General features: G+C 72.9%; 17 protein-coding genes and 1 tRNA gene. 10 read left to right on the forward strand and 8 right to left on the reverse strand.

Going from position 1 to position 21,112, the window contains the following annotated elements:
• Positions 1-386 precede the first annotated feature (386 nt).
• Both JQN70_RS05465 and JQN70_RS05470 read right to left on the reverse strand, forming a co-directional pair.
• Entirely contained in the window at positions 387-1,229 is an 843-nt protein-coding gene (locus JQN70_RS05465; RefSeq protein ID WP_204130322.1) for an HNH endonuclease signature motif containing protein, read from the reverse strand.
• On the reverse strand, positions 1,217-1,831 hold the full coding sequence (locus JQN70_RS05470) for a hypothetical protein (protein WP_204130323.1): 615 nt from the start codon (positions 1,829-1,831) through the stop codon (positions 1,217-1,219). Before JQN70_RS05470 ends, JQN70_RS05465 begins: the two co-directional genes overlap by 13 nt.
• Before the next feature lie 120 nt (positions 1,832-1,951).
• Between JQN70_RS05470 and JQN70_RS05475 the strand changes: the two genes are divergently transcribed.
• Positions 1,952-2,380 carry a pyridoxamine 5'-phosphate oxidase family protein gene (locus JQN70_RS05475; protein WP_204130324.1) on the forward strand — a complete coding sequence of 143 codons (429 nt, stop codon included), beginning with the start codon at positions 1,952-1,954 and terminating at the stop codon, positions 2,378-2,380.
• Between the two features lie 21 nt (positions 2,381-2,401).
• Here the strand turns inward: JQN70_RS05475 and JQN70_RS05480 are convergent, their stop codons facing one another.
• On the reverse strand, positions 2,402-7,909 hold the full coding sequence (locus tag JQN70_RS05480) for an ATP-binding protein (protein ID WP_204130325.1): 5,508 nt from the start codon (positions 7,907-7,909) through the stop codon (positions 2,402-2,404).
• Between the two features lie 128 nt (positions 7,910-8,037).
• Here JQN70_RS05480 and JQN70_RS05485 point away from each other — a divergent pair, with 128 nt between their 5' ends.
• Positions 8,038-9,543 carry a carboxypeptidase-like regulatory domain-containing protein gene (locus tag JQN70_RS05485; RefSeq protein ID WP_204130326.1) on the forward strand — a complete coding sequence of 502 codons (1,506 nt, stop codon included), beginning with the start codon at positions 8,038-8,040 and terminating at the stop codon, positions 9,541-9,543.
• Here JQN70_RS05485 and JQN70_RS05490 read toward each other — a convergent pair.
• Positions 9,540-10,751 (reverse strand): AI-2E family transporter, encoded by a 1,212-nt coding sequence (locus JQN70_RS05490; RefSeq protein WP_204130327.1) that lies wholly within the window; start codon positions 10,749-10,751, stop codon positions 9,540-9,542. The two genes, JQN70_RS05485 and JQN70_RS05490, sit on opposite strands and share 4 nt — an antisense overlap.
• A 95-nt stretch (positions 10,752-10,846) precedes the next feature.
• Positions 10,847-10,927 (reverse strand) — tRNA-Tyr (locus JQN70_RS05495).
• 58 nt (positions 10,928-10,985) lie between these two features.
• Between JQN70_RS05495 and JQN70_RS05500 the strand changes: the two genes are divergently transcribed.
• The gene (locus JQN70_RS05500; RefSeq protein WP_204130328.1) at positions 10,986-11,480 is read left to right on the forward strand and encodes a YajQ family cyclic di-GMP-binding protein; all 495 of its coding nucleotides are present in this window, start codon (positions 10,986-10,988) and stop codon (positions 11,478-11,480) included.
• 43 nt (positions 11,481-11,523) lie between these two features.
• Here the strand turns inward: JQN70_RS05500 and JQN70_RS05505 are convergent, their stop codons facing one another.
• Together JQN70_RS05505 and JQN70_RS05510 are read right to left on the reverse strand one after the other, a co-directional pair.
• A complete protein-coding gene (locus JQN70_RS05505; protein WP_204130329.1) occupies positions 11,524-11,922 on the reverse strand; it encodes a PIN-like domain-containing protein in 399 nt (132 codons plus the stop codon).
• Between the two features lie 9 nt (positions 11,923-11,931).
• Positions 11,932-12,657 (reverse strand): MerR family transcriptional regulator, encoded by a 726-nt coding sequence (locus JQN70_RS05510; RefSeq protein WP_204130330.1) that lies wholly within the window; start codon positions 12,655-12,657, stop codon positions 11,932-11,934.
• 136 nt (positions 12,658-12,793) lie between these two features.
• Here JQN70_RS05510 and JQN70_RS05515 point away from each other — a divergent pair, with 136 nt between their 5' ends.
• The 7 genes from JQN70_RS05515 (at position 12,794) to JQN70_RS05545 (ending at position 19,416) form a co-directional block, all read left to right on the forward strand.
• The gene (locus JQN70_RS05515) at positions 12,794-14,182 is read left to right on the forward strand and encodes a magnesium chelatase ATPase subunit I (RefSeq protein WP_204130331.1); all 1,389 of its coding nucleotides are present in this window, start codon (positions 12,794-12,796) and stop codon (positions 14,180-14,182) included.
• Positions 14,175-16,199 carry a vWA domain-containing protein gene (locus JQN70_RS05520; protein WP_204130332.1) on the forward strand — a complete coding sequence of 675 codons (2,025 nt, stop codon included), beginning with the start codon at positions 14,175-14,177 and terminating at the stop codon, positions 16,197-16,199. The genes JQN70_RS05515 and JQN70_RS05520 overlap by 8 nt, the downstream gene beginning before the upstream one ends.
• 9 nt (positions 16,200-16,208) lie before the next feature.
• Positions 16,209-16,607, forward strand: coding sequence for an ester cyclase (locus JQN70_RS05525; RefSeq protein ID WP_204130333.1), 399 nt, complete (start codon positions 16,209-16,211; stop codon positions 16,605-16,607).
• Between the two features lie 43 nt (positions 16,608-16,650).
• Positions 16,651-17,340: a thiamine pyrophosphate-binding protein gene (locus tag JQN70_RS05530; protein ID WP_204130334.1), complete on the forward strand. Its 690-nt coding sequence runs from the start codon at positions 16,651-16,653 to the stop codon at positions 17,338-17,340.
• Positions 17,337-18,275 (forward strand): transketolase family protein, encoded by a 939-nt coding sequence (locus JQN70_RS05535; protein WP_204130335.1) that lies wholly within the window; start codon positions 17,337-17,339, stop codon positions 18,273-18,275. The genes JQN70_RS05530 and JQN70_RS05535 overlap by 4 nt, the downstream gene beginning before the upstream one ends.
• A 72-nt stretch (positions 18,276-18,347) precedes the next feature.
• Positions 18,348-18,923 (forward strand): dihydrofolate reductase family protein, encoded by a 576-nt coding sequence (locus JQN70_RS05540; protein WP_204130336.1) that lies wholly within the window; start codon positions 18,348-18,350, stop codon positions 18,921-18,923.
• Positions 18,924-19,008: 85 nt separating this feature from the next.
• Positions 19,009-19,416: a DUF6855 family protein gene (locus tag JQN70_RS05545; protein ID WP_204130337.1), complete on the forward strand. Its 408-nt coding sequence runs from the start codon at positions 19,009-19,011 to the stop codon at positions 19,414-19,416.
• 106 nt (positions 19,417-19,522) lie between these two features.
• Here the strand turns inward: JQN70_RS05545 and JQN70_RS05550 are convergent, their stop codons facing one another.
• Positions 19,523-21,037 carry a S8 family peptidase gene (locus tag JQN70_RS05550; RefSeq protein ID WP_307835836.1) on the reverse strand — a complete coding sequence of 505 codons (1,515 nt, stop codon included), beginning with the start codon at positions 21,035-21,037 and terminating at the stop codon, positions 19,523-19,525.
• Positions 21,038-21,112: the final 75 nt, after the last annotated feature.

Consider the following 21,112-nt stretch of genomic DNA (forward strand, 5'->3'; position numbering starts at 1 on the left):
TCCCGTCGTCGACACAACCCGATCACACGCTGCCGAGCACACCTCGATTACCGCTATGCAGGGACCGACGACCAGGACCCGGGCACCCGCCCAGCCCTTGACGCTAAACACCTCACGCTGATGAGCGCAAGGTCCTCGGTCGGGGCCGGCACCCGGCGATACCGGTGCCACCACCCCGGTTTCCCCGACCGCCATGGATCTTGCGCGGGGTCGCGGCAACTGCAGCGTCATCGCGCAACGTCCCTGGCATCACGCCAAGGACGCGGACGTCGGCTCGTGACGGGGATGCAACCGCGTCATTTGCCGCTTTCCCCGTCATCACTGGGATGACGTGGAAGTTCCCGCTCATCGGCAGATCCGGATGAATCGGGGCGTGCCCGTCACGGTCAGGTGAGGAGGCGGTGCTGGGGTTCGGTGGTGCGGGTGGCGCCGTCGGGGCCGTGCCAGGTGAGGGTGCCGTCGGGGGCGAGGACGGGTCGCCAGCGTGCGAGTTGCTTGAAGCGGTGGTGGTGCCGGCAGAGTGACTCGAGTCCGGTGGGTGTGGTGGTGCCGTCGGGCCAGGCTCTGGCGTGGTCGAGGTCGCAGCGTTCGGCGGGCCTGGTGCAGCCCCACATGCGGCAGGTGCCGTCGCAGGTCTTGACGAACTCCTGCATGGCTTTGGGTGGCCGGTAGGCACTGGTGGTGAGGCTGGCGAGGGTGCCGGTGTCGGCCTCGAGCACGGCCCGGGAGACCTCGAACGGCAGCAGCTTCAGGAGGTTGGCGAGGGTGGCCGGGTCGACCCAGCCGAGACCGGGAAGGTGGGTGCCGGAGACCGCCCAGCCGGGGGTCACCTCGGCCATCGTGTCGCCGCAGTCGCCGACGAGCTCGGGAGGTTCCTCGATCCAGGACAGCTCCTCGCGGGAGGCGGGGTCGAGGTCGCCGTAGCGGACCTCCTGACCCGTGACGTGGTCGATCAGGGTGTCGTCGTCGTCCCAGTCGACCCGGAACCGCTCACCGGCAACCGGTTCGGGTGCGGGCCGGTCGGTGACGACCGGGACCCCGAGGGTGACCTGCGCCGTCACGGTCACGTTGCGCAGCACGAGGTCGGTCAGCGCATCAGCGCGGGACTCCCGCACCGAGAGGGTGTCGTCGACCTGCCGGTACTCGCCCGCGAGCTGCTCGACCGCGGACCACATCGCCAATGAGGTCGCAGTCGGCAGGGAGGCGAACCAGTCCGTCAGCCCGTCCACTCCGGCCCGGGTCTCCACGCAGCGGCCGCGGCGGGTCCTCGCGACGTGGGCGGCGACCTGGTCGGCGGCCAGCCGCCCGGCGACGCGCCGGCCTCGCCGGTGACGCGGGCGGGGTCCATCGACGGCAGCCGACCGGCGAGCTCGGCATCGACCCGCACGCACGCGTCGACGTCGAGGCCGGCGCACGCGTCGACGACCTTGTGCGCGGTCACCGCCGCCACGTCACCGGCGAGGAGCAGGTCGCGGGTCAGGGGAAACCGTTCACCCAGCGCCGCCCCGAGCGCGACCTTGCGACCCGCCACACCCTCGGTCAGCCCGCAGGCCAGGCTCATCTCGGTGCCAGCCATCGCGTCGACGAACCCGAGCGGGTGCACCCGCTCCCACGGCCCCGACTCCCGCAGCGTCGTCTCCACCCGAGCCCCCCACGCGCCCGCCACAGCGACCAGCGCATCAGCAGCGTTCGCCAACCCCTGCGCCTCACCCGCGAGCCCGAACGCCTCCTCCGCCGACAACCCCACACCCCCGTCGGCGAGCTCACGACCCAGCGCAGCGCACTCCTCACGCAGTACCGAGATGCGGCGGCTGATCGTCCCCCTGTCCATGCCTCATCGTATCGAACTGGCGTTCGATGGTCAAGTCCTCCGGTCAGTAATCTCCCTGCAGCGGAACGATTTCCGCACACCGCAGCATCGCGTGTCAGTGCCCCGCAGTACGGTGCACCGATGGACGAGACCGGCTTCGACCAGCCCGCCGCCCAGGCCTTCCTCGCCGACCCCCACGTCGGCGTCCTCGCCGTCGCTGCACCGGACGGACCACCGGCGGCCGTCCCCCTCTGGTACGCCTACGAGCCCGACGGCGACATCACCATCGTGACCCCGGCATCGAGCCGCAAGGCCCGCCTGCTCGAGCACACCCGCACGGCCACGCTCGTCGTCGACACCGTCGAGCCCCGCGTCCGCTACGTGTCCGTCGACCTCGAGCTCGTCGGCAGCCGGCCGGCCACCGACGACGACCGCCGGGCGCTCGCCGCGCGGTACCTCACCGGCGGGGCGCTCGAGGGCTACCTGGCGATGGCCGCCGAGCAGTTCCCCGACGAGCAGGTCACCACCCTCCGCCCGACGCACTGGCGGTTCGCCGACCTCACCGGTTGACCGCCGCCCGGGCGGGGACCGTCAGGCCAGCCCGGCCTCGAGCGCGGCGACGATCCGCGGCCGGAGCTCCTCGGGCGCGATGACCGCATCAACCGACCCGACCTCGACGGCCCGGTGGATGTCGTGCACGCGGTCGAACTCGGAGGCGACCTTGCCCAGCATCTCCGAGCGCACGGCCTGGCGCACCGAGGCCAGCTCGGTGGCGAGCACGGCCCGCGAGGCCGCATCGGCCTCGCGCACCCGCGCCTCGAGCTCGGCCACCCGGGGGTCGGCGGCCGTGCGGGCGTCGACGTCGCGCGCGAACACGACGGCCGCCGCGGGCGCCCCGCCGATGACCGACGCGAAGGACCCCTCGATCGCCAGCACCGTCATCCGGTCGTTGAGCGCCTTGGAGAAGACGACGAACGCGCCACCGTGGTAGCGGCTGATGACGGCGAAGACGATCGGGCCCTCGAAGTTGACGATCGCGCGCCCGATCTCGGCGCCGTACTCGAGCTGGAGGCTGCGCATCGACTCGGGCGAGCCGTCGAAGCCCGACAGGTTGGCCAGCACGACGAGCGGCCGGTTGCCGGAGGCCGCGTTGATGGCTCGCGCCGCCTTCTTCGACGACCGCGGGAACAGCGTGCCGGCCGTGTAGGTGTCGGGACCGTCGGTGGGCGGGAAGCCGCGCCGGGACACCGAGCGGGACTCGATCCCCAACAGCGCCACCGGGATACCGCCGATGCGCGCGTCGAGCACCACGGCGGTCTCGGCGTCGGCCATGCCCGCCCAGCGCTCGAGCGTCGCGTGGTCCTGGTCGGCGACTGCGCGCATCACGGTGCGGATGTCGAAGGCCTTCTTGCGGTCGGGGTTGGTCGCCGACGAGAAGATGTCGCCGACGGTCGTGAAGTCGCTGCCCTCCATGACGTGCGGGAAGACCGTGACGTCGCGGTCGGCGGGGTCGGACGTCGGCGCGCGTCGGGGGCCCGCCTCGCCCGGCGCGACCCAGGTGGACTCGTAGTGCGACAACAGGATCCCGTACGCGTCGACGAGGTCCTTGGCCCAGTACTGCGCCTGGCCGTTGGGGCCCATGACCCGGTCGTAGCCGCCGATGCCGAAGTTGTCCTCGGCCGAGACACCGCCGGAGAAGTCGAGCGACTGCTTGCCGGTGAGCACCATCGCCGAGTCGGGGGTCATGACGAGGATGCCCTTGGTGTGCATGAGCATCGTCGCCTCGGCGTTCCAGTACGGCTGGGCACCGACGTTGATGCCCGCGACGACGACGTTGACCTCGCCACCGGCCTGGGTGAACTCGACGATCCGCTTGAGCGCCTTGGCGACCCAGTCCATGTTCTCGGTACCGGAGTCCATCGAGATGCGGGCACCTGCGGACAGCGCGAACCACTCGACGGGCAGTCCCCGCTCCTCGGCGAGGTCGAGCGCCGCGATGACGCGCCGGCACTCGGCCTCCGCCACGGCACCGAGCGCGCGCAGCGGGTCGCCGCAGAGCAGCACCCGCGTCACGCCCTCCGGGTGCAGCGGGGTCGGCGTGGTGACGACGCCGCAGATCATCCCGGAGGTGTTCTGCCCGTACGGGCGGTCGACCGGCACGAGCCGCCCGGACTCGTCGAGGTCGTGCTCCACGGCCTCGCCGCCACCGCCGGCGATCATCGAGACGAGCTCGTACGGGTACACGAGGCCGCGGCGTCGGGCGCGAACCACCTTCTCCGCGTAGGAGTCCAGCGGCGCGAGCCGCTCGGTGGGCGGCTGCTCGACGGTGAAGGTGACGCCGGAGCCGGGCTGGTACGTGAAACGCGCGCAGATGGGGACGGTGTGGCCGTTGTCGCCGGCGATCTCGCCCTCGATGCGTACCTCCTCGATGCCCGCCCCGGCGGTCATCGGCGCGACCTTGCCCTGCAGGGCGGTCAGCTGGTCGAGGTCGCCCTCGACCGGCGGCCAGATGTGCAGCCACACGTGGTTCATGTCCAAGCGCGCTCCGCCACCGAGGGTCTGGCGCGCGCGCCGGACGGCCTCGAGGCAGTTGGCCAGCGCCCGCTCGACGTGCGGCAGCGCGGTGACCCGGCCGGCGTCGTCGCGCACGACGACGAGCTGGCGCACCTGCGCGAGCGCGACGAGCCGCTGGTCCTGCGGGTTGTCGCGCGCGACGGCGTGCAGGAGGAGGACGTCCTCGGGCGCCTCGAGCCGGGTGAGCGCGAAGTCGCGCAGCCGCCAGAGGTTGAGCCGCCGCCCGACCATGGGGTGCACGCCGCGCACCGGGGTGTCCTCGGCGACCGCCCCGTCCTCGGCCGGCCGGTAGGTGAAGTACCCCACCTCGCGCTCGTCGTCCGGCACGACGCCGACGGCGACCCGGCGGCAGGCGTGCGCGAACGGCAGCGCGGCCACCTTCTCGGCGAGCAGTGCCGATGCCTCGTCGGGGTCGGCCGGCAGGTCGGGCCAGTGCACGTAGAGGTCGACGACGGCGTCCTGGCGCTCGCCGCGCGCGGCGACCAGTCGCTCGAGGAGCGCCGTCAGCGACGACCCGGGGCTCAGCTCATCGACCGTGGCGATGGTGCTCACGAGGTGCGTGGCGCGCTCGTCGAGCACGTAGTCGGCGACGGCGACGGCCCGGCCGTCCTCGGTGGTCTCCGCGAGGCCGGTCAGCTCGAACCCGCGGTAGTGGCGCTTGACGAGCACCTCGAGCATCGGCTCGCGCGCCGAGACCCCGTGCCGCAGACGCTCGCCGAGGAACCGGACGATGCGCTCGGGGATGGCGGCCAGCGCGTCGACGCGGGCGGTCCGCTCGTCGCCCGCGTCCATCGCGTCGATCTGCTCGAGCTCGGTACCGACCGAGCCGAGGACCGAGCGACGGTCGGCGTCGACGAGCGGCTGGTCGAACCAGCGGAAGCGCACGCTGCGGGCGAGGTCGCCGACGATCGGGAAGCGCAGCTGGGTGGCGACGACGAGCCGGTCGAGCAGGTCCCGCGCCGCACCGGCCGCGTCGCCCCCCGGGGCCGGCTCGCCGAGCCACCGCTGGAGGATGGAGGTCGCCATCGCCACCTCGGGCGCAGAACGCTGCTGGGAGAGGAAGATCCGGAAGACGGCGCCCTCGAGCTCGGGGGTGCGCTCGACGCCCTCGACGTCGTAGTGGTGCAGGACCCGCTCGAGCCGTGCGACGAAGTCGGCGGGGAGGCCTCCGCGCTCGGGGTCGAGGGTCTGGAGGAAGGTGCGGAAGTGCTCGCGCGGGCTGTGCACCCTGTTCTCGACGTGCGTCTCCTGCCCGACCGGCCGGTTGCGCCCCAGCTCGGCGAGGTCGGCGAACACGGTGAGCAGGTCGAGCTCGTCGCCCACGACACCGCCGCCGGAGGCCACGAGCTCGTCGCGGGCCGCGAGGTAGGCCTCGAGGGCCCGGCCCTCGTGCGCCGGGTCGAGGTCGTAGCCGAGGAGCATCGCCGCGAGGTCGGCACGACCCCGCGCCGCCCGCTCGGAGGCGTCCCCGTCGCTCGCGGCGTCCGGGAGGTCGAGCTCGACGGACCCGGACTCGTCGGCCGCGACCTCGCCCTCCTCGCCGGTGGGCTCGAGCCGGACGAGGGCGGCGCCGGTCTCGACCTGGCTGCCGGTGGCGACGAGCAGCTCCTTGACCCGGGCCGCGAACGGCGCCGGCAGGACGGTCTCCATCTTCATCGACTCGAGGACGAGGACCGGTGCGCCGGCCGCGACCTCCTCACCCGTGGCGACGGGCGTGGCGACGACGAGTGCCGGTGCGGGAGAACGCAGCACGCCACCCTCGTCGCGGCTGACGCGGTGCGTGACGCCGTCGACCTCGACGAGCTGCACGGGGCCGTGGGCCGCGGTGACGAGCCGGTGCACGCGCCCGGCGACGCGCATCCGGCTGGAGTAGGCACCGACCCGCTCGAGGTCGGCGTCGACCGTGTGCCCGGCACCCGACGGGTCGGCCACCGTGACGCGGAACCGGGACGGCCCGGTGCGGAACACCGTGACCTTGTACGCGGTGCCCCGCAGCTTGAGGTCGACCGCGCGGCCGACGTCGTGCTGCGCCTGCGGACGGCCGCCACGCGCCGTCTCGAGGAGGCGGGCCCGCTCGATGGCCTCGGCGTCGAGGTAGGCCTCGATGCCGGCCGCCACGAGGGCGACGCCCGAGTGCTCGGTGGCGACGAGCCGACCTTCGCCGCGCACGCGGTCGATCCACCCGGTGTCGGCGCTGCCGTCGACGACCTCGGGCTGCGCGAGGAGGTCGAGGATGAACGACTTGTTCGTCGCACCGCCCTCGATGACCACCGTCGTCTCGCGCATCGCCCGACGCAGGCGGGCCAGCGCCTCGTCGCGGTCGCTGCCGAACGCGATGATCTTGGCGATCATCGAGTCGAAGTCGGCGGGGATCGAGTCCCCCTCCGCCACACCGGTGTCGACGCGGATGCCGGGGCCGGCCGGCAGCTCGAGGTGGGCGATGCGCCCGGGCGACGGCGCGAAGTCGCGGTCGGGGTCCTCGGCGTTGAGCCGGGCCTCGACGGCGTGGCCGAGCTCGGTGGGGCGCTCGCCCTCGAGCCGCCCGCCGCCGGCCACGTGGAGCTGGAGGCGCACGAGGTCGGTGCGCGTGACGACCTCGGTGATCGGGTGCTCGACCTGGAGGCGGGTGTTGACCTCGAGGAAGGCGAAGAACCGCTCGCCCGGGTGGTAGAGGAACTCGACCGTGCCGGCGCCGGCGTAGTCGACGGCGACGGCCAGCCGCTCGGCGGACTCCCGGAGCTCGCGCGCCTGCTCGGCGTCGAGCACCGGCGAGGCCGACTCCTCGATGACCTTCTGGTTGCGCCGCTGCACCGAGCAGTCGCGGACCCCGACCGCCCACGCGGTGCCCTGCCCGTCGGCGATGACCTGCACCTCGACGTGCCGGGCCCCCGTGACGAGCTTCTCGAGGAAGACGACCCCGGAGCCGAACGCCCGCTCGGCCTCCTCGCGGGTGCGCTGGTAGGCGTCCTCGAGGTCGGCGTCGGAGGCGACCATCCGGATGCCGCGCCCGCCACCGCCGGCCGTCGCCTTGAGCATCAGCGGATAGCCGATGCCTCCCGCCGCCTCCTTGGCCGCCTCGAGGGTGTCGACCCCGCCACGGCTCCACGGCGCGACCGGGACGCCGACCTCCTCGGCGATGAGCTTGGACCCGATCTTGTCGCCGAGCTTGCGCATGGCCTCGGGGCTCGGACCGATGAAGGTGACGCCGATCTCGCGGCACAGCTCGGCGAACGCGGGGTCCTCGGCGACGAAGCCCCAGCCGACCCACACCGCGTCGGCGCGGGTCTCGAGCAGCGCGGTGCGCAGCCGCTCGAGGTCGAGGTACGGGCGGGCCGACGCCGGCCCGAGGTCGTACGAGACGTCGGACTCGCGGACGAACATCGCAGACCGCTCGCCCTCGGTGTGCAGCGCGACGACCTCGGTGCGCGGCTCCCCGGGCCCGCGCTCGGCGTTGAGGTCACGGACGGCGTGGACCAGCCGCATCGCGGCCTCTCCCCGGTTGACGACGGCGATCCGCGAGAACATGCGCCCGAGCCTGCCACCGAACTCCGGTGACTCGCGAGTACAGCGCCGCCCGGCGAGGCGCGTACCGGAACCCGAACTGCCGTGCACCACGGGCCCCGCGGGGGCGTGCACCTCTCTACCGTCGGACCATGACGTGGGGTGGCGGCCGTCGGACGGCGCACGGCATCGGGGTGGCGGCGATCGTCGGCGGGCTCCTCGTCGGCACCGGGGCGGGCGCCGCGAGCGCCGCCCCGAGCGAGGGCTACGCCGACTGGACGCTGTCCGGCAGCGGTGGCGCGTACACCGCGACGGCCGCCGACCTCGCGACCGGCTTCCCCGCCGTCTCCCTCACCTCCACGTCGGCCGCGCCGGCCTCCGTCGGGACCGGGACGACGACCTGGGTCCCCGCCGGCACGGGGTTCGGGGCCGCGTTCGGGTCGAGCCGGGGCCGCGAGTACCTCGGCCTGCGCCCGGCCGCCAACAACGCGACCTCCCCGTCGGACACCACCCTGACCTTCGCCGCGCCGACCCCGGTCGGCGGATGGGGCCTCGCGCTCGGCGACCTCGAGGCCGAGACGATCGAGGTCACCGGCACCGACCCCGACGGCAACCCGGTCAGCGGTGCGCAGCTCGGGCTCGTCGAGGCCTTCAGCTTCTGCGACGCCAGTCCCCGGTCGGCCGCATGCAGCGGGCAGAGCGCACCCTACGACCTCCCGACCGCCACGGTCCTCGCCGACCGCGTCACCGCCACCGACCCGCGCTGCCCGTCGGACCCGACGACGTGCGACACCGTCGGGGAGACCGTGTGGCTGAGCCCGACGGTGCCCCTCGGCTCGCTCACCATCCGTTCGCGCTGGGACCAGGGCCTGCCGACCTACCTGCTGTGGCTGGCCACCGCCGAGCACGCCGTCTCCGGCACGGTCACCGCCCCCTGCGAGGCCGACGGCAGCGGCATCGACGTCGAGGTGCTCGACCCGGCGGACGACGTCGTCGCGACGGCGACCACCACCACCGGCGGCACCTGGCAGGTCTCCGGGCTGCTCGCCCGCGACGACTGGCGGGTGCGGGTCGTGCCGCCGGCCGGCACGGCTCCCAGCGGCGCCGCCACGACCCCGGTCGACCTCTCCGCCGGCGACGTCACGGGCGTCGACAGCACCCTCACCTCGGTCCGACCCGTCTCCGGCTCGGTCACCGACCCGGACGGCGCCCCGCTCGCCGGCGCCTCCGTCGTCCTGCAGTCCGGAACGACCACGCTCGGCCCGGTCACCACCGGCGCGGACGGCACCTTCGAGGTGCCCGGGGTGCCGGCCGGCGACTGGGAGGCGGTCGTCAGCGCACCGGAGGGCTACCTCGACCCCGACCCGGTGGACCTGACCGTCGGGTGCGGCGACGTCGCGCTCGACGCCATTGCCCTCGAGGCCGCGCCGACGAGCACCCCGACCCCCACGACGACGACGCCCGCCCCGTCGACCTCCGGTCCGGCCCCCACGACGACCGCGCCGACCGCGCCTCCCACCGCGCCGCCCGCCGTCACCGGCCCGCTCGCCGCCACCGGCGCCGACCCGCTCCCGCCGCTGGCCCACGCCGGCGCCCTCGTGCTCGCCGGAGTCGGCCTGCTCGGCTGGTCACGCCGGCGACCGCGCCGCACGCACTAGCGGACCTCGCGGTCCTCCTCGACGGCCTGCTGGGCCCGCGCCTCCGCGAGCGCCGGCAGGTCGGGCTCCTCCACCTCGGGGTCGACCCGCGGGGTGACGAGGGCGGCGACCCGCTCCTCCGTCTCGGCCGTCACCTCGTGGCGACGCTGGTAGATCTCGAGCATCGCCATGATGGTGGCCGCGAACGGCACCCCCATGAGCGCCCCGGAGAGCCCGAACAGCTGGGCGCCGAGCAGCGCGGCCCCGAAGGACACCGCGGGATGGACGTCGACGGCCTTGGCCGAGATCCGCGGCTCGATGGTGAGGTTCTCGACCTGCTGGTAGGCGATGCCGTAGACGAGGACCCAGACGCCGAGCCACGGGTCGCCCGACGTGAGCCCGACGACGACCGGCAGCGCGATCGACACGTACGTGCCGATGTTGGGGATGAACTGCGCGACGAGCCCGGTCCACAGCGCGAGCGGCAGCCAGTAGGGCAGGTCGAGCAGGAAGAACGCCACCATGCTCACGCCGGCGTTGATCGAGGCGAGGACCACCCGGGCCGCGATGTAGCCGCCGACCTTGACCTTGGCGATGTCCCAGGCGGTGAGGAAGGGCACCTGCACGCGCGGGGTCATCCGCGAGGCGAGCCAGGTGCGCAGGCGGGGCATCCCGACCGAGACGTAGGCGACGAAGAAGAGGACGACGAACAGCCCGAAGGCGGCCCCGAGCACCGCCGAGACGAGCCCCAGCACCCCGAAGGCGACGTTCTGGGCGTACCCCGTGAGGTCGGACGGCGAGATGCCGGCCTGCTCGAGGAGGTCGTCGTAGGTGTACGAGGACCCCGTGGCCCGGTTCACCTGGTCGAGGACGTCGGCGGCGATGTCGGGGACGGCCGTGACGAGCGCGGTCAGCTGGTCGACGAGCAGGCTCCCGAAGACCCAGAGGAAGGCGCTGACCGCGACGAAGAGCGAGCCCATGACCGTCGCGGTGGCGGCGGCCCGCGGCATCCACCGGGACAGCCGGGCGACCGCGGGCTCCATCGCGAGCGCCACGAACCAGCTCATGACGACGTAGAACACGAGGGTGCTGCCGCGCCACAGGACGAACCCCAGCAGGGCGATCCCGAGCAGGACGCCGACGACGGCGAGCGTGCGCCGCCGCTCGCTGCGCTGTCCGGGGTCGAGGATGCCCTCGGGGGCGGTGGGCGCGGCCGTCGAGTCGCTCATGGGCCCCGATGCTAGGGCCGCGGCCACAGGAGCACGGGGACGACCGAGGGCCCGGTCCGCGGCTGTCGCCGGGACTGGGCCCTCGGGGCACGGGGTGGCAGGTGAAGGATTCGAACCTTCGTAGCTTTCGCGACGGATTTACAGTCCGCTCCCATTGGCCGCTCGGGCAACCTGCCTGGTGCGCATGGAAGGATAGCAAGCCGGACCCGACCCACCGAATCGACTGGAGGACCCGTGGCGGACAGCAGCTTCGACATCGTCAGCACGTACGACAAGCAGGAGATCGCGAACGCGGTGAACACGGCCGCGAAGGAGATCGGCAACCGGTACGACTTCAAGAACGTCGGCGCCCGCGTCGAGCTCGCCGGCGAGGTCATCCGGATGGAGGCCAACAGCGAGGAGCGCTGCAAGGCCGTCCTCGACGTCGTGCAGACCTGGCTGGTCAAGCGCGGGGTCTCGCTCAAGCACCTCGACGTCCCCGAGGCCGGTCCCCGGCTGTCGGGCAAGGAGTACAAGCTCGACTGTCCGCTCAAGGAGGGCATCTCCTCCGAGAACGCCAAGAAGATCACCAAGCTGATCCGCGACGAGGGCCCCAGGAGCGTCAAGACCCAGATCCAGGGCGACGAGGTGCGCGTCACGAGCAAGTCGCGCGACGACCTCCAGGCCGTCCAGCAGCTGCTCAAGGGCGCCGACCTCGACATCGCGCTGAACTTCACGAACCGCCGCTGACCTATAGCGGGGCTGCACCTGGCGACGGGCGCGTCCGCATCGGCTAGACGAGGGGCAGGGCCCGAACCTGAGTACGGGAAACCGCGTACAACGCCGGGCCATCGCGGGTCGCCTCTCGCCAGATCGCCGCTCCATGCAGGATGTAGCACTCCGCCATGGCTTGTGCGTTCAGATTGCCTTGCGTCAGACAGAATGCGCGCACGTGGAAGCGCGAAAGCGCCTCAACCTCTGCCTTGCGATAGCGGATTCGCTCGTCCTTCATGAGAACAGGCCACCCTCGGCTTCCAGCGAGTTCAAGCCACTCAACGTCAAGGATCGACTCGTCGCCGGGAACCCCGTAGTGCTCCGCGAGGGTGATGACATCCCAGCCTCTATCGCGGAGCAGCCGAGGAACCTGGACCCGACCGAGGCTCCGATCGACGAAGAACCGCGGGCTGATCATGGTGTTGCGTCAGCTCGACCGAACTACCTGACGGACGGCGTCTTCGAGCTCCTTCGGCGGGACGCCATACTCCTCCGCGACAACTGCAAGAGGTTCGCCGGACCGGAAGAGCGACAGGGCGTCGTCGAGGCGCGCACCTCCGTGAACGAACGTCGGCTGACCGAACGACCTGCGAAGGTCAGCCACCAACTGCGCTGTCGTGTATCCCGGCAGCGGCACGGCGGTCGCGAAGCCGTCAGTCCCGAAGACGATCTTCTGGAGGTACTCAGCCACCACTTGCTTGAAGACTCGCTGGCCATCTCTCACGACGACGAGGTCCCTTAGCGCCTCGGCATCCTCGTGCGGTGCATGACTCGCATAGTCGAACAGAACCTCGGCACCGTCGGTGAAGAGTTGATGTGACGCCAGGGCATGGCGAACGCCCATCTCTTGGGAAAGGCGCTCCAATGCGGGACGGATCCGTTGGAGTGGAACTCCAGTCCGGCGGATAGCTGCCAAGGCGTACCCCTCGGCGAGTCCCACGAAAGGGATTGCGGGTCCCCGCGTCGTCACCCGTTCGACAGAAGTGATCACGGGGTCGCCAACAACTGTCCGTTGAGGCGTGTGCACCGTGTATCCGCGCGCCCAATTACGGAACGTTGATTCAGAGAGGCCCAAGTATCGGGAGGCTTCAGCCTGCGTGTATAGCGGCGCAGTGAACTTGTCGATCACAACCTCATCAGCGACAGCCGTCATGAGCACCTCCCTCGCCTCAGGTTCTCATCATTGCGCACGCTACCGACGGGGTGCCGGATCTTGAGGGTGTGGCCGTTCCTGGTAGCCAGGCCCACGCGGGCTCCCGCCACGCCGGATCCTGACGTAGCGTGAGGCGATGAGCGCCCCACCGGCCATCTCCACCGTCGGCGAGCTGCGGGCCTCCGGGCACGAGGCCCGGTCCGTGCGAGCCGAGATCCGCGACAACCTCCTCGCCGCCCTCGCGGCGGGCACCGACCCCTGGCCCGGCCTGCACGGCTTCGGCCAGACGGTCGTCCCGCAGCTCGAGCGGGCCCTGCTCGCCGGGCACGACGTCGTGCTCCTCGGCGAGCGCGGTCAGGGCAAGACCCGCCTGCTGCGCAGCCTCGTCGGGTTGCTCGACGAGTGGACGCCCGTCATCGACGGCTCCGAGCTCGGCGAGCACCCGTACGAGCCGATCACCGTCGAGTCCCGGCGGCGGGCGGCCGAGCTCGGTGACGCGCTGCCCGTCGCCTGGCGGCACCGCGACGAGCGGTACTCCGAGAAGCTCGCGACCCCGGACACGAGCGTCGCCGACCTCATCGGCGACGTCGACCCGATGCGGGTCGCCGAGGGCCGCCGGCTCGGCGACCCCGAGACGATCCACTTCGGGCTCATCCCCCGCAGCCACCGGGGCGTCGTCGCCATCAACGAGCTCCCCGACCTCGCCGAGCGGATCCAGGTCGCGATGCTCAACGTCATGGAGGAGCGCGACATCCAGATCCGTGGCTACGTGCTGCGCCTGCCGCTCGACGTGCTCGTCGTGGCCTCCGCCAATCCCGAGGACTACACGAACCGCGGGCGGATCATCACCCCGCTCAAGGACCGCTTCGGCGCCGAGATCCGCACCCACTACCCGCGCGAGCTCGGCGACGAGGTCGCGGTCATCCGGCAGGAGGCCGACCTCGTCGCCACCGTCCCCGACGCGCTCGTCGAGGTCGTCGCCCGCTTCACCCGCGGGCTGCGGGGGTCGAGCTCGGTCGACCAGCGCTCCGGTGTCTCGGCCCGCTTCGCGATCGCCGCGGCCGAGACGGTCGCCGCCGCCGCCCTGCACCGCGCGACGACGCAGGGCGAGCCCGAGGGCGTGGCGCGGGTCGTCGACCTCGAGGCCGCCATCGACGTGCTGCGTGGCAAGGTCGAGCTCGAGACGGGCGAGGAGGGTCGCGAGCGCGAGGTGCTCGGTCACCTCCTGCGCACGGCCACCGCCGAGACCGCGCGGCACCGGCTCGGCGGCATCGACATGGCGCTGCTCGTCGAGGCGATCGAGGACGGCGCGATGGTCACCACCGGTGAGTCGGTCAGCGCCCGCGCCTTCCTCGACGCCCTCCCGGTGCTCGGTGAGTCCGACCTCTACGACACCGTCGCGACGCGCCTCGGAGCGACCTCCGAGGGTGAGCGGGCGAGCGCCGTCGAGCTCGCCCTCGAGGGCCTGTACCTCGCCCGGCGCATCGGGAAGGACATCGACGGCTCGGAGACCGTCTATGGCTGAACGGGCTTCTCGGCGTTCGCGGTTCACGCGCTACGGCGGAGGCGACCCGTTGGCGCCGCCCGTCGACCTCCGCGAGGCGCTCGACGCCATCGGCGAGGACGTCATGGCCGGCTACTCCCCCGAGCGGGCGATGCGCGAGCTGCTGCGCCAGGGCACCCGCGACCACACCGGCCTCGACGAGCTGGCCCGCCGGGTCGCCGAACGGCGCCGCGAGATGCTCCGGCGCCACAACCTCGACGGGACGCTCGAGGAGGTGCGCCGGCTCCTCGACGAGGCCGTCCTCGCCGAGCGCAAGCAGCTGGCGCGCGACCTCGACGACGATGCCCGCTTCGCCGAGATGCGGATCGAGAACCTGCCGCCGACCCCGGCCGCCGCGGTCAGCGAGCTGTCCGACTACGCGTGGCGCTCCTCCGACGGCCGGGAGAAGTACGAGCAGATCAAGGACCTCCTCGGCCGCGAGCTGCTCGACCAGCGCTTCGCGGGGATGAAGCAGGCCCTCGAGAACGCCACCGACGAGGACCGCGCCGAGGTCGAGGAGATGCTGCGCGACCTCGGCGACCTCCTCGAGGCGCACGCCCGCGGCGACGACACCGACGAGCAGTTCCGCGACTTCATGGACAGGCACGGCGAGTTCTTCCCCGAGCGGCCGGAGTCCGTCGAGGAGCTCGTCGACGCCCTCGCCGCCCGGGCGGCCGCCGCGCAGCGGATGCTCGCGTCGATGAGCCCCGAGCAGCGCGAGGAGCTGATGCAGCTGTCCCAGCAGGCCTTCGGCTCGCCGGCGCTCATGGACCAGCTCTCCCGGATCGACGGGCTGCTCCAGGGGATGCGCCCCGGCGAGGACTGGGGCGGCTCCGAACGGTTCGACGGCGAGCAGGGTCTCGGCCTCGGTGACGGCACCGGCGTGCTCCAGGACCTCGCGCAGCTCGACGCCCTCGCCGAGCAGCTCTCGCAGTCCCACCCCGGCGCCCGGATGGACGACGTCGACCTCGACGCCCTGTCGCGGTTGCTCGGCGCCGACGCCGCCGTGGACGCCCGGGCGCTGGCCGAGCTCGAGAAGGCGTTGCGCGACACCGGGATGCTCACCCGGTCGGCCGACGGCTCGCTGCGCCTCTCCCCCAAGGCGATGCGCGAGCTCGGGAAGTCCCTGCTGCGCGACGTCGCGGGCCGGCTGTCGACCCGGGGCGGCCAGCGCGACACCCGGCAGGCGGGTGCCGCCGGCGAGCAGAGCGGGGCCACGCGCCCGTGGGAGTTCGGCGACACCGAGCCCTGGGACACGACGCGGACGATGACCAACGCGATCACGCGGGTGGTCGGCGAGGGCGGTGACCCGCGCGGCGGCCTCCGGCTCGACATCCGCGACGTCGAGGTCACCGAGACCGAGGCGCGCACTCGCGCTGCCGTGGCGCTGCTCGTCGACACCTCGTTCTCGATGGCGATGGACGGTCGCTGGGTGCCGATGAAGCGCACCGCCCTCGCGCTGCACCAGCTGGTCTCGACCCGCTTCCGCGGCGACGACCTCCAGCTCGTGTCGTTCGCCCGCTACGCGCAGACGATGGACATCGAGACCCTCACCGCGCTCGACGCCGAGTGGGACAAGGGGACCAACCTCCACCACGCCCTGCTCCTCGCGAACCGGCACTTCCGCAAGCACCCCGACGCCCAGCCGGTGCTCCTCGTCGTCACCGACGGCGAGCCCACCTCGCACCTCGAGCCCGGCGGCGGGGTCTTCTTCGACTACCCGCCGCACCCGCGCACGCTCGCCCTCGCCGTCCGCGAGCTCGACGCCGCGGCGCGGCTCGGGGCCCAGGTCACCTTCTTCCGGCTCGGCGACGACCCCGGCCTGGCCCGGTTCGTCGACTCGATGGCCCGCCGGGCCGACGGCCGCGTCGTCGCCCCCGAGCTCGGCGACCTCGGGGCCGCCGTCGTCGGCTCCTACCTCGACGGGCGCACGCCGGGGCAGGCGGCGTTCGGCTCCTACCGCGACCTGTTCGGTGGTCGCGGCTTCTGGGCCGGCTGAGGTCCGGTCGTGTCCGGTCTCGAGGGCGTCTACCGCGACTACCTGACCGCCCTCGACGAGCGCCGCTTCGAGGACCTGGGGCGGTTCGTCCACGACGAGCTGACCTACAACGAGCGGCGCATGACCCGGGCGGAGTACGCCGCGATGATCGCCGACGACGCCCGGCGCATCCCCGACCTGCGCTTCGACCCGCGCCTCGTCGTCGTCTCCGGTGACGTCGTCGCCTGCCGCCTGTGGTTCGCCTGCACGCCCGCGCTGGAGTTCGCCGGCGTGGCCCCCACCGGCCGCCCGGTGGCCTTCGGCGAGCACGTCTTCTACCGGTTCCGGGAGGGTCGCATCGAGCAGGTCTGGTCGCTCGTCGACCTCGACGCCTTCCGTGCGCAGGCGTCCGGACACGCCCGGCCGTGATCCGGCTTGACCTCACGTGCACTTGAGGTCACAGGGTGGGGGGATGGACGACACCACGACGCGCGCCCGGCTCCTCACCCTCATGAGCAGGATGACCGGCGACGAGAAGCATGCTCCCAGCGCCACCTCGACCCTGGACGTGCTCCAGGTGCTCCACGAACGGGTGCTGCGGGTGGGACCGGAGCACGCCGGCGACCCCGACCGCGACCGCTTCCTGCTCTCGAAGGGTCACGGGCCGGTGGCGTACTACGCCGTCCTCGCCGCGGCCGGCTTCCTCGACGAGGACGAGCTGGCAGGCTTCGCCGGGCCCACGTCCCGGCTCGGGATGCACCCCGACCGCGTCCTCGTGCCGGGTGTCGAGATCGGCTCCGGCTCCCTCGGGCACGGCCTCGGCATCGCCGTCGGCCTCAGCCACGGTCTCGTCCTCCTCGGGCGCACCCGGCCCCGGGTCGTCGTGCTCGTCGGGGACGCCGAGCTCGACGAGGGCAGCAACTGGGAGGCGGTCCAGGTCGCCGGTCGGCTCGGGCTGTCTCGGCTGACCGCCGTCGTCGTCGACAACGGGTCGGCCTCGCTCGGGTGGCCCGGCGGCATCTCCCCACGGTTCCGGGCCGAGGGCTGGAGCGCGGTCGACGCCGACGGCCGCGACCACGACGCCCTCGAGCGGGCGTTCGCCGACACGGTGCCGGACCGCCCCCACCTCGTCGTCGCGCACGTGGAGAGGAAGGACGCGTGAGGACCGCCACGACCGCTGCCCCGCGCCCCGCGCTCCCGGTCTCCCAGCGCGAGAGGTTCTACGCCGTCGTCGGTGAGCTGCTCGCCGACGACCCCCGGCTCGCCCTCGTACTCGCCGACATCGGTCTCGGGTACCTGCCGGAGCTGCCGGAGAGCGCGGCCCGGCGGGTCGTCAACGTCGGCATCCGCGAACAGCTCCTCGTCGGCGCGGCCGCCGGGTTGGCGATGGCCGGCCTGCGCCCGATCGCGCACAGCTTCCCGCCGTTCCTCGTCGAGCGACCCTTCGAGCAGCTCAAGCTCGACCTCTGCCACCAGGACGTCGGGGCCCTGCTCGTGTCGGCCGGCGGGTCCTACGGCTGGCCGGGTGGGGGCGAGACCCACTTCGGGATGCGCGACGTCAGCCTCCTCGACACCCTCGACGACGTCGTCGTCGACGTCCCCGGCCACGCGGACGAGGCCGAGGCCCTCCTCCGGCAGGGGGCCTCCGCGGACGACCGTCGGTACCTGCGCCTGGACGACCACGACAACGCGACCGCGCACGACGTCACCGACGGCAGGCTCGTGCCCGTGCGCACGACCGGGTCGGCGGCCACCGTGGTCGCGGTCGGACCGGTGCTCGACCGGGTGCTGCGCGCCACCGAGGGCCTCGACGTGTCCGTCGCGTACACCGCCCGGCCCCGGCCGTTCGACACCGAGGGCCTGCGCGCGGCGACGGCGCGGACCTCCGCCGCGCTCGTCGTCGTCGAGCCCTACCTCGCGGGGACCTCGGCGCACGTCCTCTCGCACGCCCTCCGGCACCGCCCGCACCGCCTCCTGAGCCTCGGGGTCGGCCGGGCCGCGACCCGCACCTACGGCTCGGTCGAGGACCACGACCGGCTGCACCGTCTCGACCCCGCGGGGCTGCGCGAGGACATCGCCGCGTTCCTCGCCGCCTGACCGCGGCCCCACCGATGAGTCGCGGGGCCGCCACGGGTCGGTACAGGGACCACCGAGCAGAGGAGAGACGACATGACCGCGACGTACACCTTCGACGTGTTCAGCAGCCTCGACGGCTTCAGCGCCGCCGGGGGTGACTGGGGCGGCTACTGGGGCAGACAGGGCCCGGAGCTGCTCGCGCACCGCCTCGACCTGTACACGCCCGACCAGCGGATGGTCTTCGGCGCCAACACCTTCCGGCTCTTCACCGAGATGCTCGCCGGCTCCTCGGAGGGCGACGACGTGCGCGACGCCTGGGTGACGAGGATGACGCAGCTGCCCGCGACGGTGGTCTCGACCACCCTGACCGGGCCGCTCGACTGGGCCGACGCCTCCCTCGTCGCGGGGGACGCCGTCGACGTCGTCGCCCGGCTCAAGGAGGACTCCGAGGTCCCGCTGCGCTCGCACGGCTGCCTGTCGATGAACCGCTCCCTCATGGCGGCCGGGCTCGTCGACGGCGTGCAGGTGACGGTCTTCCCGGTCGTCACCGGCCGGACCGGCCTGGACCCGGTCTTCGCCGGTGCCGAGGACTTCGACCTCGAGCTCCTCGAGCGGCGAACCCTGGACCACGACATCCAGGAGCTGGTCTACCGGCCCACCCGCCACTGACGAGGACGCGGCCCCTTCCCGGCGCCCACCCGGTGGGCCACGATGGTGGTCGGGCCGCGCCGTCGCGTCCCGGCGAGGAGGAGCCATGGCCACCGGATCGGGGACCGCCGAGGACCCGTGGGTCCTGCGCACGCCACCCGGGTCGTCGGAGTACACGATGCACCGCGACGACACGGCCGACCCGCCGCTGCTCGTCTGCCAGGTGGGGTCCACCCGGCTCACCTACCTGGCGAGCGTCGTCGACGACCTCCACGCGATGCTGCGCGAGGCCGGCGACTGGGTGCCGCTCGGTGCGGCCGACGAGCAGAAGACGCCCGCCGAGGGCAGCGTCGAGGCGTGGGCGCGCTCGGCCGACAACCCGGTCGGCGGCTGGTACGGGCAGCGCAAGGGTTACCGCGGCCGGGTCGGGATGTACCTGCCGCCGCTGCTCGAGGCCCTCGGCCTCGTCGAGCTCGAGCACAATGCGCGCAACAACCGCGTCCGAGCCCTGTGAGCCCCGTCCGCGCCCACTGATTGCGCAGAACCCACCTCGAGGGGCCGTGCGAGGGCCCCTCGAGGTGGGTTCCGGGCAATGAGTCGGGCCGGAAGCGCCCGAGGCGTCAGCCCACCGCGTCGAGGGCGTCGACCATGCCCTCGCCGAAGTAGCTGTTGTTCCGGGTCGTCCCGACGCACGGCACGCCGCCGGTCGCGGCCGAGCAGGCCTTGTCGTCGGCCTGCTGGCGCAGCTTCTGGATCATCTTCGCGGGCTTCCACGAGGGGTGGGCCGACTTCATGAGCGCGAGCACGCCGGCCACGTGCGGCGAGGCCATCGAGGTGCCGCTCTTCAGGCCGTACCCGTTGTCGGCGACGACGGTCGAGAGGATGCGCGAGCCGGGGGCCGCGACGTCGATGACGCCGAGTCCGCGGTTGGAGAAGCTCGACAGGCGGCTGCCCAGCGTGTCCGTCGGGAAGCGCTCGACCGACGAGACCGTCACGACCCCGTCGAGCTCGGTCGGGATGTCGCCGCAGGTGTTGTTGAGCGTCCGGGTGACCGGGGTGCCGTCGTCGGGGCTGCCGGTGTCGGTGAGCAGCGTCTTGTCGGACAGGTCCTTGCCGGAGTTGCCGGCCGCGGCCGCGTGGACCACGCCCTGCTTCGTCGACCAGGTGACGGCCCGGCGCACGGCCTCCTTGGCCGCGTGCTGGTCGGGCTGGTCGTCGCAGTAGAACTCGAACGGGTCGACGTAGTAGCTGTTGTTCGTGACGTCCATGTGCTTCAGGCCCGCCTCGACGAACCCGCAGACGGCGTACTCGGGGTAGATGAAGCCGTCGTCGTTGACGACCTTGACCGAGGCCAGCCGCACGTTCGGCGCGACGCCGACGATGCCGACGCCGTTGCGGGCGGCCGCGATCGTGCCGGCGACGTGGGTGCCGTGGTCGCTCGTCGTCGGCTCCCAGCCGGTGCTGCTCGGACGACCCGAGTCGGTGCAGTTGACCGAGCGCTTGACGTCGAGGTTGGCGACGAGGTCCGGGTGGTCGGGGTCGATGCCGCTGTCGAGCACGCCGACGAGCACCTTGCGCGACCCGTCGGTGATGTCGTGGGCGTGGTCGGCCTTGATCATCTGCATGTCCCACTGCTCGACCTCGCGGGGGTCGGTGGGGACCGGCTTGCTCGACCGCGCCTCGACGTCGTCGGCCTTCCGGGTGGCGGCAGCGTCCGCGGCGGCGGACCGGCGCGCAGACGTCCCCGCGGCGGGCGCGACCTCGGACACCGGGACGGTGCGGGTGGCGCCGACCGACTCGAGCGCCTTGCCGGCCGACCTCGCGACGTCGGCCCGGAACGCGGCCCGGTCCGAGTGCGCGACGACGACGCCGATCTGCGGCCAGGCCTGGACGACGACACCGCCGGAGCGCTCGACCGCCCGGGTCACGAGCCTCGTCTGCCCGGGGTTGGCGTGCTTGGCGTTGAGGACGTAGCTGAAGACCTCGCCGTCGGGGGTGACGATCGGGACGGGGGTCGAGGGCGGTTCGGGGGCGGTGCGGGCGGCCGAGGCGCTCCCCGTGGTCAGTGCTCCGGCGAGGGCGACGGTCGTCGCCGCCGCCACGGCGAGGCGGCGCAGCTGGGTGGGTCTGGGCACGGGTGGTCCTCCTGTGCGGGCCGGTGGGCCCATCGGTGTGGGTCCCGCGATCATCACCCGGGCCGGGGCGGCCCG

Origin of the sequence: Phycicoccus sonneratiae, assembly GCF_016887965.1 — a bacterium.
In the GTDB taxonomy this organism is placed as follows: domain Bacteria; phylum Actinomycetota; class Actinomycetes; order Actinomycetales; family Dermatophilaceae; genus Phycicoccus; species Phycicoccus sonneratiae.

Excerpts from the sequence above, each read along its gene's own strand:
- JQN70_RS05515 (WP_204130331.1), top strand. The coding sequence starts at position 12,794 with ATGAGCGCCCCACCGGCCATCTCCACCGTCGGCGAGCTGCGGGCCTCC.
- JQN70_RS05505 (WP_204130329.1), bottom strand. The coding sequence starts at position 11,922 with ATGATCAGCCCGCGGTTCTTCGTCGATCGGAGCCTCGGTCGGGTCCAG.
- JQN70_RS05545 (WP_204130337.1), top strand. The coding sequence starts at position 19,009 with ATGGCCACCGGATCGGGGACCGCCGAGGACCCGTGGGTCCTGCGCACG.
- JQN70_RS05530 (WP_204130334.1), top strand. The coding sequence starts at position 16,651 with ATGGACGACACCACGACGCGCGCCCGGCTCCTCACCCTCATGAGCAGG.
- JQN70_RS05470 (WP_204130323.1), bottom strand. The coding sequence starts at position 1,831 with ATGGACAGGGGGACGATCAGCCGCCGCATCTCGGTACTGCGTGAGGAG.
- JQN70_RS05510 (WP_204130330.1), bottom strand. The coding sequence starts at position 12,657 with ATGACGGCTGTCGCTGATGAGGTTGTGATCGACAAGTTCACTGCGCCG.
- JQN70_RS05490 (WP_204130327.1), bottom strand. The coding sequence starts at position 10,751 with ATGAGCGACTCGACGGCCGCGCCCACCGCCCCCGAGGGCATCCTCGAC.
- JQN70_RS05520 (WP_204130332.1), top strand. The coding sequence starts at position 14,175 with ATGGCTGAACGGGCTTCTCGGCGTTCGCGGTTCACGCGCTACGGCGGA.
- JQN70_RS05475 (WP_204130324.1), top strand. The coding sequence starts at position 1,952 with ATGGACGAGACCGGCTTCGACCAGCCCGCCGCCCAGGCCTTCCTCGCC.
- JQN70_RS05540 (WP_204130336.1), top strand. The coding sequence starts at position 18,348 with ATGACCGCGACGTACACCTTCGACGTGTTCAGCAGCCTCGACGGCTTC.
- JQN70_RS05480 (WP_204130325.1), bottom strand. The coding sequence starts at position 7,909 with ATGTTCTCGCGGATCGCCGTCGTCAACCGGGGAGAGGCCGCGATGCGG.
- JQN70_RS05485 (WP_204130326.1), top strand. The coding sequence starts at position 8,038 with ATGACGTGGGGTGGCGGCCGTCGGACGGCGCACGGCATCGGGGTGGCG.